The organism is Alcanivorax sp. REN37 (assembly GCF_041102775.1).
Taxonomy (GTDB): Bacteria; Pseudomonadota; Gammaproteobacteria; order Pseudomonadales; family Alcanivoracaceae; genus Isoalcanivorax; species Isoalcanivorax beigongshangi.
The window spans coordinates 207785-224652 of record NZ_JBGCUO010000001.1 but is presented as its reverse complement, the minus strand read 5'-3'; the positions used below and the strand labels follow the sequence as shown (position 1 = coordinate 224652).

Sequence of the window (16868 nt, the reverse complement as noted above, 5' to 3'; positions counted from 1 at the left end):
ATGAGCCAGCCGTCCCCGGACACCCTGCAGCTCACCGGCTCCGGCCGGCTTAGAAACTTTCTGACCATCGACGCCCTGCCCCGCTCGATCCTCGAAGAGATCCTCGACACGGCTGCCTCCTTTGTCGATGTGGGCGATCGCTCCATCAAGAAAGTGCCGCTGCTGCGCGGCAAGACTGTGATCAACCTGTTTTTCGAACCCAGCACCCGTACCCGCACCACCTTCGAACTGGCCGCCAAGCGGCTGTCGGCGGATGTGCTGAACATGGACATCGCGCGCTCCTCCACCAGCAAAGGCGAAACGCTGATGGATATGCTGCGCAACCTGGAAGCGATGTCGGCCGACATGTTCGTGGTGCGCCACGGTGATTCCGGCGCGGTGGACTACATCGCCCGGCATGCCACCCCGGAGGTGGCGATCATCAACGCCGGCGACGGGCGCCACGCGCACCCGACCCAGGCGATGCTCGACATGTACACCATCCGCCACTACAAGGGCGGTTTTGCCGGCCTCAAGGTGGCAATCGTCGGCGATATCCTGCATTCGCGGGTGGCGCGCTCGGAAATCCACGCACTCAACATCCTCGGCGCCGAGGAAGTGCGCGTGGTAGCGCCGCGCACGCTGCTGCCCGCCGATATCGACAGCCTCGGCGCCAAGGTGTTTACACGACTGGAAGACGGCCTACGCGATGCTGACGTGGTGATCGCGCTGCGGCTGCAGAAAGAGCGCATGAGCGCTGCGCTGCTGCCGTCGGAAAGTGAGTTTTTCCGCCTCTACGGCCTGACCAACGAACGCCTAGCGGTGGCGCATCCGGATGCCATCGTGATGCACCCCGGCCCGATCAACCGCGGCGTCGAAATTGCCTCGGAAGTGGCCGACGGCCCGCGCGCAGTGATCCTGCACCAAGTGACCTTCGGCATTGCCGTACGCATGGCGGTAATGTCGCTGTGCATGAGTGGACGCGAAACCGAACGGGAGGCCGCCCATGCAGCCGCACGCTGATCTGTTGATCCGCAAAGCGCGGGTCATCGACCCCGCCAGCGGCCGTGACGAAGTCGCCGACCTGCTAGTGGAAGACGGCCGCATCAGCCGCATCGGTGCCAGCCTCGACGCCCCCGGGGTGGACATGGTCGACGCCGAAGGGCTGTGGCTACTGCCCGGTCTGGTGGACAGCTGCATCCGACTGTCCGAGCCCGCCCGTGGCCGCGCCGGTACCATCGCGTCGGAAACCCACGCCGCCGCCGCCGCCGGCATCACCCACCTGGTGGCGCTGCCGGACACCGACCCGGTGGCCGACCACGCCGCCGCCGTGCGTCTGATTCGCGAACGCTCAGTGCGGGCCGCCGCCGCGCGGGTGGTGCCGCTCGGCGCCCTGACTCAAGGGCTGGCCGGTGCACAACTGTCGGAAATGAGCAGCCTGGCCGATATCGGCTGCGTGGCGTTCGCCAATGCCGGCAAGCCGGTGCAGGACACGTTGGTGCTCAAGCGGGCATTCGAATACGCCGCCACCTTCGACCTGCCGGTGGTGGTACGGCCGCAGGACGCGGCGCTTAGCGCCGGGGGCTGCGTGCACGAAGGCCCGGTCAGCACCCGCCTTGGGCTGCCGGGGATTCCGCCGTTGGCCGAATCACTGGATGTGGCCCGCGCGCTGATGCTGGCCAAGGCCACCGGCGTACGGCTGCACCTGCAACTGCTGACCACCGCCGACAGCGTGGCGCTGGTGCGCGCTGCCCGTGCTGCCGGCCAAGCAGTGACGGCGGATGTCGGCATCCATCACCTGTGGCTGGACGATACCGCCGTGCGCGGCTTCAACAGCCTCTGCCATGTGGACCCGCCGCTGCGCAGCGCCACTGACCGCGCGGCGCTACTGGAGGGCGTCGCCGACGGCACCTTGGATGCCATTTGCTCTCAGCACACGCCGCTATCGGCTGCTGCCAAACTGGCACCCTTCCCGTCCACCGAACCGGGCATCTCCGGCGTCGATACGCTGCTGGGGCTGACGCTGGAACTGGTGGAGCAGGGTCAACTGCCACTGGCGCGGGCGTTAGATGCCGTAACTCAGGCACCCGCGCGTTGCCTAGGCGTGCGCGGCGGCAGCCTGGAGTACGGCCGCCTCGCCAGCCTGTGCGTGGTGGACCCGGCCCGGCGCCGGCCAGTGGCGGAACGCTGGTTGTCCGCCGGCCGCAACACACCATGGCTGAACTACAGCCTGCCGGGCCAAGTGCAGCTGACGCTGTGCGAGGGCCGCGTTACTTGGCAGGCGGACGCCTGACACCGCGCCCGGCCCCGGGTGCTTCAACCCGGGGCGGCGCGCGGCGGGCGTGTAGCCGCGGCCAACAACTTCTGGAATTCCGGGCACTGCAAATGATCCGCCGCGGAGCACTCGGCGACATGCCGCAGTGCATCGCGCACCCGCAGCAACCGCAGGATCTCACGCCCCAACTCGTCGGCGGCGTCACGCAGCAGCGGCCGGTCCACCCTCAACGTGCCACCGGGGCCGAGCATGGCGCCGATGGCGTCCAGCGATAGCCCGCCCTGCTGGCCCAGGGCAATCAACGCCAGCCGCTGCAACACTGACTCAGCGAACACCCGGCGCCGCCCCTCACGCCCGATTGATTGGATCAGCCCGCGCTGCTCGTAATAACGCAGCGCCGAGGCCGGCAATCCGCTACGCCGGCTGACTTCGGCAATTCCCAACGCACTCATGCTTGACCTCAAGTCGACTTGATTGGGCACAGTGGCATCTTCCCCTCCCAATCCGGAGTCTGTCATGGCTTATCTGCCGCTGTTGTGGGACGCGCTGTTACTCGGCATCGGCGCCACCTTGTTCATGGACCTGGCCGGCGTGGCCCAGCATCTACTGCTGCGCAGCCCACTGCCGGATTATCGTTTCGTCGGCCGCTGGGCGGCTTACCTGCGCCAAGGTCGCTGGCGCCACGCGCTGCTGTTCAACGGCCTGCCGAAAGCGCACGAGAAAGTGATTGGCTGGGCGCTGCACTATGTCACCGGTGTGGTGTTCGCGCTGCTGTTGTTGCTGTGGCAAGGCCGCAGCTGGCTGCAAGCACCTGAGCTCGGTAGCGCCCTGATGGTGGGTGTCGCCACAGTGCTGGTGCCCTGGTGCCTGATGCAGCCGGCATGGGGAATGGGCCTGGCCGCGCGCCACACGCCTGCGCCCTGGACGGCACGCCGCAAAAGTCTGGTGGCCCACGGCTGGTACGGCATCGGCCTGTGGTGCAGCGGCTCCCTGCTGGCACTGAGCTGAGCCGCTCGGCGGTTGATCGATAGCGGCCGACAACAAAGATGTATATAAAAAGAATCTTTGTTCTAACGAGTGCAACACAATGCCGCGCCAATCTGTTTTCGCCCTGTGGGCCTATCCGTTCCGGGTATTCTTCCTCTCCACTGCTGCCGCAGCCTTGGTGCTGGTGCCGCTGTGGATCGGCCTGCGCCTGCACGGCAGCCCACAGCACCAACTGGCGGCCTTGCTGTGGCACCAGCATGAAATGACCGTGGGGCTGCTTAACGCAGCCATTGCCGGCTTTCTGCTGACGGCGGTGTGCAACTGGACCCGCACACCGCCGCTGGCTGGCGGCCGGCTGCTGGCCCTGTGGGCGCTGTGGCTGGGCGGCCGGTTGGCGCCGTTACTGCCGGCGGCATGTCAGCCGCTGGCACTGGGGCTGGACCTGGCGTTCCTACCGGTGGTGGCCGCGATCATGGCCCAGCGTGTGATCAGCGCCGGCCAATTGCGGCAGTTGGGCCCGGTGGCGGTACTGGCGCTGTTGTGGGCGCTGGATTTGAGTTTCCACCTGTACCAACAACCGCAGATGTTGCACGCGCTGCTGCTGGCCGCCACCGTACTGATGCTGGTGATCGGCGGCCGCATTACGCCGGCGTTTACCGCCAACTGGTTGCAACGCCAAGGCGGCTCGACAACGACGCTGCGCCGTTCCGTTTGGCTCGACCGACTCGGCATCCTGGCCGCATTGGCGGTGCTGGCAGCCCAGCTGCTGCTGGCACGCGGCTGGCTGCCGGCGGCGCTGGGTGCGGTCACCGCGCTGGTGACGCTGGTGCGACTGGCCGGTTGGCGCAGCATGGCGATCCGGCGCGAGCCGCTGCTGTGGGTACTGCACTTCGGCCACCTGTGGATCGTGGTTGGCTATGCGCTGTGGGCACTGGCACGTTTACCGACCCCGCTGGTCACCGATAACGCCTGGCTGCATGCCCTCGGCACCGGCGCCATGGCGACGCTGATTCTCGGCGTGATCACTCGCGTCAGCATGGGCCATACCGGACGGCCGTTGCAGCTGCTGCCGGGCATGGTGTGGGGCTACTGGGCGCTGCAGGGCGCCGCGCTGGTGCGGGTGCTGGCGGCACTCGGTCTGCTGCCGTGGCTGGCCGGCATCAGCACGGCCGCTGCACTTTGGACGCTGGCTTGGGCGCTGCTGCTGTGGCGCTATGCGCCGGTGTTGTGGTCTCCGCGTGCGGACGGTCGGCCAGGTTGACGCGGGTGCGCCGGCACTAGCGCTATTGCGACCCGGTGGGTTGCTCTAAAAAAGCCGATATGACGACCTCCTAGAGGAGATGTTCACGCCGCCAGTGTGCGGGGCGCATCAGCAAAACGCACAGCTAGTGCCGCATGGAAAGCCGGCGTGGGGTTCCGTGAATCTGGGGTTTGAGATTCGAGATTCCGGATTTGGGATTCAGGATTCAGGATTCAGGATTCAGGATTCAGGATTCAGGATTCAGGATTCAGGATTCAGGATTCAGGATTTAACTTAGCCTCCTAACGCCAGAAAACTTAGCGTGCGAGGGGGTTCCGGGTTCCGGGTTCCGGGTTCCGGGTTCCGGGTTCCGCACTATCGAACCCTGGCAGCCACGGCTAGGGCAACCACTCCCGCACTCAGCGCCGCACCAGACCTATTACGCTGATAGCGGCGCCCGCAACAGGAACGCCCGCGCCGGCGCGGCGTCCGGGCCGACCAGATCGGCCAGAGTGTAACTGTCGAGCACTGCCAGAAACGCTGCCAGCGCCTCCGTGAGCACACCGCGCAAGCCGCAGTGGGGCGTCAGCACGCAGGCGCCGGGATCGCTGAAGCACTCCACCAGATCCAATTGGCGCTCGGTATGACGCACGACTTCCCCCAGCACGATCTGTGCCGGCGGCTGGGCCAACCGCAGGCCACCGCCCTTGCCGCGCAGCGTATCGACGTAGCCAAGCTGCCCGAGTTGATGCACCACCTTCACCATGTGATGGCGCGACACCTGGTGCCGTTCGGCAATGGCGCTGATGGTGGTACGGGCATCGTCGCCCAGCACCGCCAAGTGGATCAGCACCCGCAGCGCGTGGTCGCTGTACTGGGTCAGCCGCACCGCTGCCGCTCCCGATTCACTGCGGTGGCCATTGTTTGAGCATGTCCGCCACCAGACTGCGAATCAGCGTCTCACGGCGCTGCGGCGTCATATCTTCATTGAGGTAGCGACGGCTGGCCGCGCGCCACACCGCGTCCTGATCCTGGCTGCGCACCATTTCCACCACCAGCTTGCCTTCCTTCACCACGTAGCCTTCCGGGCTGGTCATCACCGCCACGCCGGCCGGACCACGGCCCCAGCCGAAGCCGTAGCTGAAACCGCTGCTTTCATTGCGCAGCTGCGGCTCCACGCGGTAGTGCACCAGAATGTCAGCGGCATCCGCCGCCGCTGGTTGCAGCCCCTTGGCACGCAGGCCCTGATCCAGCGCGGCTTCGATGCGCTGGCCATCCAGCGTGCGCCAGCCGGGCTGTTCCGGCGCCACCAGCGCAAAGCTGCGGTCGCTGTCGAAGCGCACCGCCGGGTTGTAATCGAGGTTGACGGTGGCGCAGCCACCGATCACCACCAACATTGCCGCCATCACCATAGCTCGGATCATCATCGCTGCTCCGTATCAGACGGCACCGAGGGTGCCGATTGGGAAGATGGATGCGCCAACTGCCGGCAGAGTTCCGCGGTGCGCTCCACCAACAGCTGTGCCAACGCTTCCGCCACCGGTCCCGGATGCTCCTGCGCCTGCACCAGATGCAGGTCGGCGAAGCGTTCGGAACCCAGCTCCAGCTGCAACGGCTGCAGCTGGCCGCTGGCCAGTTCGTGACGGATTTTTTCCTCCGGGAACCAGGCAAAACCGAACCCCTGGCACGCGGCATGAATCGAGGTGGCAAAGTGACTCAGCGTCCAGCGCTGCTCGGAGCCAAGCCAGCCGGCATCGATGCGGCGACTGCCGGAATCACGCAGCACCAGTTGCCGATGCTGCTGCAGGTCGCGCAACGTCAGCGGGCGCTGGATCTGATGCAGCGGATGCTGCGGTGCTGCCACCGGCAGGAACCGGCAACGCATCAACGGAATGCCGATGAAACCATCCGGCACCCGGCTCATCACCGCCAGGTCTGCGTGGCCATCCAGCAGCGCTTCTTCGGTGCCGGTGAGCACCGTTTCGGTGCATTCAATGCGGGTGTCGGGGAACTGCCGGCCCAGCTCATCGAGGCACTCGAGCAGCAGCCACATCGGATACAGCGCCTCCACCGCCAGCCGCAACTGGGCTTCCTGGCGCCCGGCGAGAGCATCGGCACTGCGCTCCAGCGCATCGGCTTCCGCCAGCAGATGGTGGGCACGGCGGTACAGCAGCTCGCCCGCCGGCGTCAGCACCGCTTTGCGGCCCTGCAGGGCAAACACCCGCAGCGACAGCACGGTTTCAAGTTTCTGGATCGCATAACTGATCGCGGATTGGCTCTTGTCGAGCTGCTCGGCGGCTTGGGCGTAACCGCCGGCGTCCACCACCGCCACCAGCGCGCGCCACTGTTCCAGAGTGATACGGGGCTCGGCCATGGTCGGGATCATCGAAGAATTGGATTGAACGGCATCACTCTACGCGGTTCCTTGATCACAACCTAGAGGTACCCTGTGGAGCGTCATGCACTGCAAAGGAGGTCGCCATCATGGGCGTACTGGTTCACGGTCACTGGCAGGATCAGTGGTACGACACAGACAGCACCGGCGGCCACTTCGAACGCAGCGCGGCGCAATTTCGCAACTGGGTGACACCGGATGGCGCCCCCGGCCCCAGCGGCCGCGGTGGCTTTGCCGCGGAACCGAACCGCTATCACCTGTATGTGTCCTACGCCTGCCCGTGGGCGCACCGCACCCTGATTCTGCGCCAGCTGAAGGGCTTGGCGCCGATCATTGGCGTGTCTGTGGTGCACCCGCTGATGGCCGAACACGGCTGGACCTTCGCCACTGATTTTGACGGCGCCAACGGTGATGCGGTCAACGGCCACCAGCGTCTGTACCAGCTCTACCAGCAAGCGTTGCCGGACTATTCCGGCCGCGTCACGGTGCCGGTGCTGTGGGACACCCGCACCGATACGGTCGTAAGCAACGAGTCGGCGGAAATCCTGCGCATGTTCAACAGCGCTTTCGATGGCGTCGGTGCCCGCGCCGGTGATTACTACCCAGCCGCGCTGCGCAGCGAGATCGACCGCCTCAACGACTGGATCTACCCGCGCATCAACAACGGCGTCTACCGCGCCGGGTTTGCCACCCGCCAGCAGCCCTACGATGAGGCGGTGAACGAGTTGTTCGCGGCACTGGAGCAGTTGGAGCAACGGCTGGCCCAGCAGCGTTATCTGGTCGGCGACCGCATCACCGAGGCCGACTGGCGTTTGTTCACCACGCTGGTGCGCTTCGACGGCGTTTACGTGGGTCACTTCAAGTGCGACCGCAAGCGGCTGATCGACTACCCCAACCTGTTCGCTTACACCCGCGAGCTGTACCAGATGCCAGGGGTGGCGGAGACGGTGCACATGGACCACATCCGCTTCCACTACTACCGCAGCCATCCAAGCATCAACCCGCACGGCATCATCCCGGTGGGCCCGCAGCCGAACTTCAGCCGCCCGCACCAACGGAACGCCATCCACGCCGGAGGATTGTCATGAGCACACGTCGACTGCAACGCCTGATACCCGGCCAACAGGTCAGTGATGGCGCCGGGGTACGGCTCAATCGCACGCTCGGTCAAAGCGCTTTCACACGGCTGGACCCATTCCTGATGCTGGACGAGTTTTCCTCGTTTGACGCCGATGACTATCTGGCCGGTTTCCCTTCCCACCCGCACCGCGGGTTCGAGACCGTCACCTACATGCTTGACGGCCACATGTTGCACGAGGATCACCTTGGTAATCGCGGCGACCTGACACCGGGCGCTGTGCAATGGATGACCGCCGGGCGCGGCATTATCCACTCGGAAATGCCGCAGCAGCACGCTGGCCGTATGCGCGGCTTCCAGCTGTGGATCAACCTGCCGGCGAAAGAAAAAATGACGCCGGCCCGTTACCGCGACATTGCGCCCGAGCAGGTGCCGTGCTTCCAGTTCGCACCCGGTGTGCAGGTCAAGCTGATTGCCGGCCGGCTGATGATCCCCGGCGGCGATGAGTATGCTGGGCCGATCAACGGCGACAGTGAACCGCGCAGCACCGACCCGTTCTACGCCGACGTGCAGCTGGACGCCAACACCGAGGCCACCCTGCCGGTGAAAGCCGGCCATGCCGCTTTCCTGTATGTGTTTGAAGGGACGCTGACGCTGGACGGCCAGCAGGTGCCCACCCACAGCGCGGCAGTGCTCAGTGATGGCCAGCGCGTCACCGTGCACAGCGGCCACGACGGTGCCCGGTTCTTGCTGCTGGCCGGCCGCCCACTGAAGGAACCGGTGGTGCAATACGGCCCGTTCGTAATGAACAGCAGTGAAGAAATCGAGCAGGCGCTGCGCGATTACCGCCAAGGCGTGCTGACCGACTGAATCACCCCGCGGCGCTCACCGCCTGCTCCACCCCACGGCCGCTTTGTCTCGCGGCCGTTTTTTTGCCCAGCCATTACGGCCCGGCGATTTCGTCCAGATCGTGCAGCAAATTGCGCTCTACGGTGTCCCGGGTCAGCACCTCAAGGTCAACGCCGAACTGGTCCCAACTGCGCGGCGGCCGTTGCTCCGGTGCCAGACTGCGCCGTCCCTGCAGCGCCGGTGCCACGCGCGGGCTGAGCACAAACTGGTCAATCAGCTGGTCGGCACCGGCCGGCAGCAGATTGCCGTCAGCATCGCTCACCGCATAGCTGCGCACCTGCAATTGACGACCCACTTTCTCCAGCACCGAATAGCCATGGCAGACCTTCGACACCGCCGCCCATGACGCCGGCCGCGCAATCAGCTCATACAAGCGCCGGCCACCGCCGCCCTGGGTCAGCTGCACATAGCCGCCCTCAGCCTTAAGGCCGCGCTTCATCGGGTGGGAGCGCTCATAAATGTGGTCGTGGCCGACCAACAGCAGGTCCACGTCATAGCGCAGCAGAATCTGTTCCTGCAGCGTAATCAAACCGATATTGCCGGGGCTGCGGCCCTTGTTGTTGGTCCAGATGGTGTAGTGCTGCACCACCACGATGAAATCGATCTCGCCATCGCGCCGCCGCTGCCAAGCCTCGGCCAGATCTTGCTCCATCGCTACCAGCTCTTCGCTGAGCGCCAAGCCGCTGCTGAGGTCTTTCAACAACGAACCGCCGGTGCTGAAGAAGAAGTGCACGCGGTTGTAATCGAAGCCGTACCAAGCATTGTTGCCGGGCTGGCTGAAGCGGGTTAGGTAGCCCTGTCCCTTGCCGTCTTTGTTTTCGTGGTTGCCGGGGCAGGTCATCAGCGGAATATGCGCGGCGTACGGCTGCTGAAAATCGAAATACTGATCCCAGACCGGCTGGTGGCCGTCGGCGTAGGCCACATCCCCAGCGATCAGATAGAAGTCCGGCGCCGCGGCGGCCACGCTGTGCATCACCCGCTCGCTGGCGGCGCCAAGTCCTTGGTCACCGAAATGGCAGAAGCGGAAATCACCGTGGCGGGTCGCTTGCAGCACTCGCACCGGGCTCCAGCCACCGGCATCGGAGCCAACCCGGTAGCGCACCGCCACGCCAGCCTGCAAACCGGTGAGGGTGGCCACATGGGTGCGCACCTCGACCCCGTAGGTGGCGTGATGGGCCGCGGCGACCTGATGCGGGAACGGCTCGCTGTCCAGCGCACAGGCATCCATGCCATCCAGCACCGGGCCGTATTCCACCACACTCTCCGGCGCAGTGGCGCCGTCGGTGAACCAGGTCAAAGTGCGGGTGCCGTGCACATCATTGTTGGTCCAGCTGGCATGGACACCACGTGGCGGCTGGGCACCGCCACCGACCTGCGGCGGGCAGCCGGCGCCGGTGTTGGCTTCGGTACGGCCGCTGCCGCCGCAACCTGAAAGCGCCATCGAAGCGATGCCAAACAGAATGCCGCGCACCAATGCGCGGCGGGTGAAGTTGCCATCCATGCCTGCTCTCCGGTTGAGATTGCGCAGGCATTGTCAGGCTTACAACTGACAGTCCGGTGACACCGCAGGATCAGTAGTCGTCGCTGTCCTGCAGGCTCAGGCGGCGGGCAGCCGAATCGAGCACGGCGGCACTGGTTTCGGAGCCAAGCTTGATCATCAACCGCAGGTCGTTGGGCGCATCGGCGTGCATCATGGCGTCTTCGTAGGTGATTTCGCCTTGGGTATAGAGGTCGTAGAGCGCCTGATCAAAGGTCTGCATGCCCAGCTCGCGCGACTTGGTCATCAGCTCTTTGAGCAAGTGCACTTCGCCCTTACGGATGTGGTCCGCCATCAGCGGCGTGTTCAGCATCACTTCGATTACCGCGCGACGGCTGCGGCCGTCTGGGGTCGCGATCAACTGTTGCGCGACGATGCCACGCAGGTTCAGCGACAGGTCCATGTACAGCTGGTTGTGCCGGTCCGCAGGGAAGAAGTGGATGATGCGGTCGAGCGCCTGGTTGGCGTTGTTGGCGTGCAGCGTGGCTAAACACAGGTGCCCGGTTTCAGCAAAGGCGATGGCGTAATCCATCACCTCGCGTGAGCGGATCTCACCGATCAGGATCACATCCGGCGCCTGACGCAGGGTGTTCTTCAGCGCCACCTCGAACGAATCGGTATCCAACCCCACCTCACGCTGGGTGACGATGCAGCCGGCGTGTTGGTGGATGAACTCGATCGGGTCCTCGATGGAAATGATGTGGCCTTTTGAGTTGCGGTTGCGGTGGCCAATCATCGACGCCAGCGAGGTGGACTTACCCGTGCCGGTGGCACCCACAAAAATCACCAGCCCGCGTTTGGTCATCGCCAGATCCTTGATGATCGGCGGCAAACGCAGTTCGTCCACGGTGGGAATCTTGGTTTCGATCCGGCGGATGACCATGCCCACCAGGTTGCGCTGGTAGAAGGCACTGACCCGAAAACGGCCGATGCCGCGCGCGGAAATAGCGAAGTTGCATTCCTTGCTGTCGATGAATTCGCGGCGTTGTTTTTCGTTCATCACGCCGAATACCACATCGCGGGTCATGTCTGGCGTCAGCGCGGTAGTGGTGACCGGTACCACCTTGCCATGGACTTTCATCGACGGCGGCACGCCGGCGGTGATGAACAAATCAGAAGCTTCTTTTTCCACCATTAGGCGGAGTAGTTTTTCAAATTCCATCGCCGCATTCCCCTCGGCACAGACAATTCAAACCGGTCAGAAGTTTTCCGGCGTCTTGGCTTTTTCGCGCGCGGCTTCGCGTGATACCACGCCGCGTTTAACCAGCTCCTGCAAGCACTGGTCGAGCGTCTGCATGCCTAGTGCAGCACCGGTCTGGATGGCGGAATACATCTGCGCCACCTTGTCTTCGCGGATCAGGTTACGGATCGCCGGGGTGCCAATCATTATTTCGTGGGCCGCCACCCGTCCGCCGCCGTTCTTCTTCATCAGCGTTTGTGACACCACCGCCTGCAGCGATTCCGACAGCATCGAACGCACCATGGATTTTTCTTCCGCCGGGAATACGTCCACCACCCGGTCAATGGTTTTCGCCGCCGAGGTGGTGTGCAGGGTACCGAACACCAAGTGACCGGTTTCCGCCGCGGTCAGCGCGAGGCGGATGGTTTCCAGGTCACGCATCTCACCAACCAGGATGATGTCCGGGTCTTCCCGCAGCGCCGAGCGCAGTGCTTCAGCAAAACCGTGGGTATCGCGGTGCACTTCCCGCTGGTTGACCAGACATTTTTTTGATTCGTGCACAAATTCAATCGGGTCTTCGATGGTGAGGATGTGCTGGTGGCGGTGGTTATTGATGTAGTCGATCATCGCCGCCAGCGTGGTGGATTTACCGGACCCAGTGGGGCCCGTCACCAACACAATGCCGCGCGGAGTATCGGCAATCTTCTGGAACACCCGGCCCATGCCGAGGTCTTCCATGGTCAACACTTTCGACGGAATGGTCCGGAACACGGCGCCAGCACCGCGGTTCTGGTTGAAGGCGTTGACCCGGAAACGCGCCACACCGGGCACATCGAAGGAGAAGTCGGTTTCGAGGAATTCCTCGAAATCCTTGCGCTGCTTGTCGTTCATGATGTCGTAGATCAGCGCGTGGACATCTTTGTGTTCCAGCGGCGGCAGGTTGATGCGGCGCACATCGCCGTCCACCCGGATCATCGGCGGCAAACCGGCGGACAGGTGCAAGTCCGAGGCGCCGTTCTTGGCGGAAAAAGCAAGCAGTTCAGTGATATCCATGGGCCTTCGATACCTTGGGACGTTGGGGTCTCCGGGTAGGCAAGAGGGCGTCGTTTGTTATCATGGCCGCCCGACGCCGGCTGCGACGCACAGGTCCCCCGACCCGTGCCTTATTCTGAGCCCCCCGATTCAACTCAGAATTTCCTCGTAGGCGCTAACTTACCCGGTCAACGACAGCGGTTCAATCATGCCCGACGCCCCAGCTCTGCCTTTGGCCCAGCGCTTATACGCGGTACAGCAGCAGCTGGGCAACGCCGCCATGGCCGCCGGCCGGGCACCGGATGCGGTGCAACTGCTGGCGGTGAGCAAAACCCGCAGCGCCGACGACATTGCGGCACTGGCCGCCCTCGGCGTGCGCGACTTCGGCGAGAACTACTTGCAGGAAGCGCTGGCAAAACAGGCACAATTGGCGGATCTGCCACTGACTTGGCACTTCATAGGCCCGATCCAGTCGAACAAAACCCGCGACATTGCCCGCCGCTTCCACTGGGTGCATTCGGTGGACCGGTTGCGCATCGCCGAGCGCCTCAGCGAGCAACGTGGCGCCGAGCAACCGCCGCTGAACATCTGCCTGCAGGTGAACGTGGACCGGGAGGCCAGCAAGAGCGGTGTCACCCCGGAGCAACTGCCCGCATTGGCACAGCAGGTGGCGGCCTTGCCGCACTTGCGCCTGCGTGGCCTGATGGCACTGCCCAGCGCCGACAGCAACGACCGCAACCGCGCCGCCTTTGCCACGCTGGCGCGGTTGCAACAGCAACTGGGCGCCACATTGCCCGGCCTCGACACGCTGTCGATGGGCATGAGCGACGATTTCGACACCGCCATCGCCGAAGGCGCCACCTTCGTGCGCATCGGTACCGCACTGTTCGGGCCGCGACCGGCCCGTCCCTGACAAGGAGCACTTTTGATGGCCCAGTACAGCATTGGCTTCATCGGCGCCGGCAACATGGCCACCAGTCTGGTCGGCGGCATGATTGCCAAGGGCATCCGTCCGGCGCGCATCTGGATGAGCGATCTCGACGGCGAACGCTTGGCCGGTCTGCGCCAGCAGCATCGGGTGCATGTCAGCACCGACAACGCCGACATCGCCAGCCAGTGTGATGTGCTGGTGATGGCGGTGAAGCCGCAGGTGATGGAAGACGTCTGCCGCGCGCTGGCGCCGCAGTTGGCCGGCCGCGAGGTGTTGGTGATCTCGATCGCCGCCGGCGTCACCGTGGCCAACCTGCAGGCGTGGCTCGGCCCGCACCCGGTGGTGCGCGCCATGCCCAACACCCCGGCCTTGGTGCAGGCTGGCGCCACCGGTCTGTACGCGGTGGACAGCGTCAGCGCCGCCCAGCGCGAGCAGGCGGTGCAGATCCTTGGTAGCGTCGGCCTGACGTTCTGGTTCGAGCAAGAATCAGCCCTGGATGCGGTCACCGCGGTATCCGGCTCCGGCCCGGCCTACTTCTTCCTGCTGATGGAAGCGATGATCGACGCGGGTACCGAGCTGGGCTTGGACCGCGCCACCGCCCAGCAGTTGGTGCTGCAGACCGCCTGGGGTGCGGCGCAGTTGGCAATCACCAGCCCCAACAGCCCGGATGTGCTGCGTCAGCAGGTGACGTCACCGGGCGGCACCACCGCCGCCGCGCTGGACGTGTTCGAGCAGCGCGGCCTGCGTGACACCGTCAACGCAGCGCTGAGCGCGGCCCGCGACCGCTCCGAAGCGCTTGCAAAATGACCTTCTGGCCCAATACTTGAGCCACCTTTTAATCGGCCCGCTGCGGCGGGCCGCGCTGTTCCGGAGTAACCGATGAACCCGCAGGGCGCCCTGTTTTTCCTGCTCACCACCGCCATTGAGGTGTATGCCTTCATTGTGCTCACCCGCTTCATCCTGCAAGCGGTGCGGGCCGACTTCTACAACCCCATTTCGCAGATGGTGGTACGGCTGACCAACCCGGTGCTGAACCCGCTGCGGGCGCTGCTGCCCAGTCGCGGCAACATCGATCTCGCCTCGCTCGCCTGCGTGCTGCTGCTGGTGGCGCTAAAAGTGGTGGTGATGATTCTGCTCAGCGGCGCGCCGCTGGGTGCCCAAGCGGCCGGCCCGATCGTGCTGTACGCGGTGCGCTCGTTGGGTTCGATGATCATCAATTACTTCTTCTTCGCGATCTTGGTGCGGGTGATTCTGAGCTGGGTGGCACCGGACCCCTACCACCCGTTCGCCGCGATCATGACTCAGGTCACCGAACCGCTGCTGGGCCCGGTGCGTAAAGTGCTGCCGAACTTGGGCGGCCTCGACCTCAGCCCGCTGGTGGTGCTGCTCGGCCTGCAGTTCCTGATGGTGCTGTTCGCGCTGTGAGCCATCCCTGCCAGCGCGACGGTGACGACTGGCTAGTGCACTGCTATTTGCAGCCGCGCGCCAGCCGCAGCGAAGTCGTGGGTGAACACGATGGCGCGCTGAAGATCCGTCTCAGCGCGCCGCCGGTGGACGGCGCTGCCAACACCGAGCTGTGCGCTTTTCTGGCCAAGCAGTTCGGTACCAGCAAGACCCAAGTCGAGATCGAAACCGGCCATACCAGCCGCCGCAAACGCGTGCGGGTGCGCGGCGCCAGCCGCCGGCCGGATTTCGCCGGCTGATTTCAGCGCGCCGCAGCGGCCAGTCCGCGCGCGCGCCCTTCACGCTCGTAATAGCGCTTGGCGCACGCGTTCTGCTGATGCCAATACGCACGCATTAACGGCGGCAGCGGCGGCAGCCAGAACCGGTTCGGCAACGGCTGCGCCGGTGCCCGCTGTCCCAACGCCACTGACGCCATCACCAGCCCTGGGCCCTCAAGGGTATCGCGCCGCGCCAATACTTGGCCGCCGGCATCGACGATCTGCGTGGCACCGACAAATTCGGTGCGATATGGCAACGTTTTGCGCCAGCCCGGCACCAGCATGAAGTCAGTGTCGAACTGCCCGCAGTGCGACGCCTGCACCACCGGCACCCCCAGATGGAGCGCGAACTGTGACGGCGCTTGGTCCGACATGCGCCGGTTCTGCGCCGCCAGCCTCGCCAGCGCGCGCGCAGTGAGCCCACCCCAGTTATCCGGCACTGTCCACCAATGGGTGCCGCTCATCACCAACCCCACCCGGCCCAACATGCGCTGGGCGGTGCCGGTGCGGATCAGCTCCCAGCACACCGCCGTGCCGACACCGCCCAGCGCAGTATCGAACACGCCGTCGTCAGCGCCGGGACCGTAGAAAGCGCCTTCCCACATGGTCGGCAGGTCTTTGTCGTGCAGATGGATGCGGCCGTCCGGCTCCACCAAGTGGTAGCGGTTATAGATGCTGTCGCCCTCGACGATCAGCATCGAGCCGCCGATGGTGACGCCGTGGCGGCGGGCGGTGTCGCGCAGGAACGCCACCGCCGGGTTATCAGCCCGCATCACGCTGTCATGCACCACCTGCTTGAACGGCAGCGGTGAGGCAAAGAATTCCGGCAACGCGATCACTTCGGCGCCCTCTTGCACCGCCCGCGCCACCCACGGCTGCAGCCGTTCCAGATTGTCGGCCACTCGGCCCGGCACACCTTCAAACTGGACCGCTGCCACCTTCACCCGTTGTTCTGTCATGCTGACACCCCGGACACTTTTAGATAATGTGTCCGGATATTGATGACCAAGGTCCCAATCTGTCAACCGGAGCTGTGATGGCCAACGACCTGGAAACCCCGATTCTCGATGCCGCACTGGCGCGTTTGCAGCACGGCGGCTGGGCCGCCATGACGGTGGCGGCAGTGGCCGCCGACGCCGGCGTCAGCCGCCAGCAGGTGTACCGCGCCATCGGCGACCGCCAGCAGCTGGGCCGGCGGGTGCTGATGCGTGAGGTGCAGCGTTTCATCCAACCGGTGCTGGCTGCCCACCGTGCGCACCCGGACGACGCCGTGCGCGGCATCAGCAGCGCCAGCGCCACCACATTGGCGGCGGCCGCTGACAATCTACTGATCAAAGCGCTGATTGCTGGCCAAGCCTCACCGCTGCTGCCATGGGTGGCATTGGAGTCCGGCCCGGTGCTGGAACCGGTGCTGCAAGCGGTGACCGCCTCGGCCTTAGCCACCTACGGCGAGCACCACAGCCCCGCAGCTCTGACACGGGCCATCGAGGTCTCGGTCCGTCTGACCATCAGCCATTTGCTGCAACCCACGTCATCCCAAGAAGACGCCGTGGCGCAGATCCACGACACCATCGCTGCTTTGTTGAGCCTACCTGGAGCCTGAC

The 16868-nt window shown here is 64.9% G+C and carries 19 protein-coding genes; 11 read left to right on the top strand and 8 right to left on the bottom strand.

Translation table 11 applies throughout. The features are described from left to right. Entirely contained in the window at positions 1 to 1002 is a 1002-nt protein-coding gene (locus tag AB5I84_RS00980; RefSeq protein WP_369453962.1) for an aspartate carbamoyltransferase catalytic subunit, read from the top strand. After that, positions 986 to 2272 carry a dihydroorotase gene (locus AB5I84_RS00975; RefSeq protein ID WP_369453961.1) on the top strand — a complete coding sequence of 429 codons (1287 nt, stop codon included), beginning with the start codon at positions 986 to 988 and terminating at the stop codon, positions 2270 to 2272. The genes AB5I84_RS00980 and AB5I84_RS00975 overlap by 17 nt, the downstream gene beginning before the upstream one ends. A 23-nt stretch (positions 2273 to 2295) precedes the next feature. Here AB5I84_RS00975 and AB5I84_RS00970 read toward each other — a convergent pair whose 3' ends face one another. Then, entirely contained in the window at positions 2296 to 2706 is a 411-nt protein-coding gene (locus tag AB5I84_RS00970; RefSeq protein WP_369453960.1) for a helix-turn-helix domain-containing protein, read from the bottom strand. A gap of 64 nt (positions 2707 to 2770) precedes the next feature. On the opposite strand from AB5I84_RS00970, the gene AB5I84_RS00965 reads away from it, so the two are divergent. Both AB5I84_RS00965 and AB5I84_RS00960 read left to right on the top strand, forming a co-directional pair. Then, complete coding sequence (locus AB5I84_RS00965; protein WP_369453959.1) at positions 2771 to 3262, top strand: DUF2938 family protein; 492 nt, start codon at positions 2771 to 2773, stop codon at positions 3260 to 3262. A 79-nt stretch (positions 3263 to 3341) separates the two neighbouring features. Then, positions 3342 to 4502: an NnrS family protein gene (locus AB5I84_RS00960; protein ID WP_369453958.1), complete on the top strand. Its 1161-nt coding sequence runs from the start codon at positions 3342 to 3344 to the stop codon at positions 4500 to 4502. 418 nt (positions 4503 to 4920) lie between these two features. Here AB5I84_RS00960 and AB5I84_RS00955 read toward each other — a convergent pair whose 3' ends face one another. From AB5I84_RS00955 to AB5I84_RS00945, 3 genes are read right to left on the bottom strand one after another with little or no spacing between them, the layout of a single operon-like run. After that, positions 4921 to 5370 carry an Rrf2 family transcriptional regulator gene (locus AB5I84_RS00955; protein WP_369453957.1) on the bottom strand — a complete coding sequence of 150 codons (450 nt, stop codon included), beginning with the start codon at positions 5368 to 5370 and terminating at the stop codon, positions 4921 to 4923. 16 nt (positions 5371 to 5386) lie between these two features. Continuing rightward, positions 5387 to 5908, bottom strand: coding sequence for a DUF4136 domain-containing protein (locus AB5I84_RS00950; RefSeq protein WP_369453956.1), 522 nt, complete (start codon positions 5906 to 5908; stop codon positions 5387 to 5389). Next, a complete protein-coding gene (locus tag AB5I84_RS00945) occupies positions 5905 to 6855 on the bottom strand; it encodes a LysR family transcriptional regulator (RefSeq protein WP_369453955.1) in 951 nt (316 codons plus the stop codon). Before AB5I84_RS00945 ends, AB5I84_RS00950 begins: the two co-directional genes overlap by 4 nt. A gap of 110 nt (positions 6856 to 6965) precedes the next feature. Between AB5I84_RS00945 and AB5I84_RS00940 the strand changes: the two genes are divergently transcribed. Beyond that, the gene (locus tag AB5I84_RS00940) at positions 6966 to 7964 is read left to right on the top strand and encodes a glutathione S-transferase family protein (protein ID WP_369453954.1); all 999 of its coding nucleotides are present in this window, start codon (positions 6966 to 6968) and stop codon (positions 7962 to 7964) included. Further along, positions 7961 to 8824, top strand: coding sequence for a pirin family protein (locus AB5I84_RS00935; RefSeq protein ID WP_369453953.1), 864 nt, complete (start codon positions 7961 to 7963; stop codon positions 8822 to 8824). Before AB5I84_RS00940 ends, AB5I84_RS00935 begins: the two co-directional genes overlap by 4 nt. Before the next feature lie 73 nt (positions 8825 to 8897). Here AB5I84_RS00935 and AB5I84_RS00930 read toward each other — a convergent pair whose 3' ends face one another. From AB5I84_RS00930 to AB5I84_RS00920, 3 genes are all read right to left on the bottom strand, one after another. Then, a complete protein-coding gene (locus AB5I84_RS00930; RefSeq protein WP_369453952.1) occupies positions 8898 to 10364 on the bottom strand; it encodes a purple acid phosphatase family protein in 1467 nt (488 codons plus the stop codon). A gap of 70 nt (positions 10365 to 10434) precedes the next feature. Next, positions 10435 to 11562 (bottom strand): PilT/PilU family type 4a pilus ATPase, encoded by a 1128-nt coding sequence (locus AB5I84_RS00925; protein ID WP_369453951.1) that lies wholly within the window; start codon positions 11560 to 11562, stop codon positions 10435 to 10437. A 36-nt stretch (positions 11563 to 11598) separates the two neighbouring features. Then, positions 11599 to 12633, bottom strand: coding sequence for a type IV pilus twitching motility protein PilT (locus tag AB5I84_RS00920; protein ID WP_369453950.1), 1035 nt, complete (start codon positions 12631 to 12633; stop codon positions 11599 to 11601). Between the two features lie 187 nt (positions 12634 to 12820). Here AB5I84_RS00920 and AB5I84_RS00915 point away from each other — a divergent pair, with 187 nt between their 5' ends. The 4 genes from AB5I84_RS00915 (at position 12821) to AB5I84_RS00900 (ending at position 15246) form a co-directional block, all read left to right on the top strand. After that, positions 12821 to 13525, top strand: coding sequence for a YggS family pyridoxal phosphate-dependent enzyme (locus AB5I84_RS00915; protein ID WP_369453949.1), 705 nt, complete (start codon positions 12821 to 12823; stop codon positions 13523 to 13525). 15 nt (positions 13526 to 13540) lie between these two features. After that, positions 13541 to 14350 carry a pyrroline-5-carboxylate reductase gene (gene proC, locus AB5I84_RS00910; protein WP_369453948.1) on the top strand — a complete coding sequence of 270 codons (810 nt, stop codon included), beginning with the start codon at positions 13541 to 13543 and terminating at the stop codon, positions 14348 to 14350. Positions 14351 to 14422: 72 nt separating this feature from the next. Further along, positions 14423 to 14968: a YggT family protein gene (locus tag AB5I84_RS00905; RefSeq protein ID WP_369453947.1), complete on the top strand. Its 546-nt coding sequence runs from the start codon at positions 14423 to 14425 to the stop codon at positions 14966 to 14968. Then, on the top strand, positions 14965 to 15246 hold the full coding sequence (locus AB5I84_RS00900) for a DUF167 domain-containing protein (protein WP_034075653.1): 282 nt from the start codon (positions 14965 to 14967) through the stop codon (positions 15244 to 15246). The genes AB5I84_RS00905 and AB5I84_RS00900 overlap by 4 nt, the downstream gene beginning before the upstream one ends. A 2-nt stretch (positions 15247 to 15248) precedes the next feature. Here the strand turns inward: AB5I84_RS00900 and AB5I84_RS00895 are convergent, their stop codons facing one another. After that, positions 15249 to 16223: a carbon-nitrogen hydrolase family protein gene (locus AB5I84_RS00895; protein ID WP_369453946.1), complete on the bottom strand. Its 975-nt coding sequence runs from the start codon at positions 16221 to 16223 to the stop codon at positions 15249 to 15251. Positions 16224 to 16300: 77 nt separating this feature from the next. On the opposite strand from AB5I84_RS00895, the gene AB5I84_RS00890 reads away from it, so the two are divergent. Beyond that, complete coding sequence (locus tag AB5I84_RS00890) at positions 16301 to 16867, top strand: TetR family transcriptional regulator (RefSeq protein ID WP_369453945.1); 567 nt, start codon at positions 16301 to 16303, stop codon at positions 16865 to 16867. Position 16868: the final 1 nt, after the last annotated feature.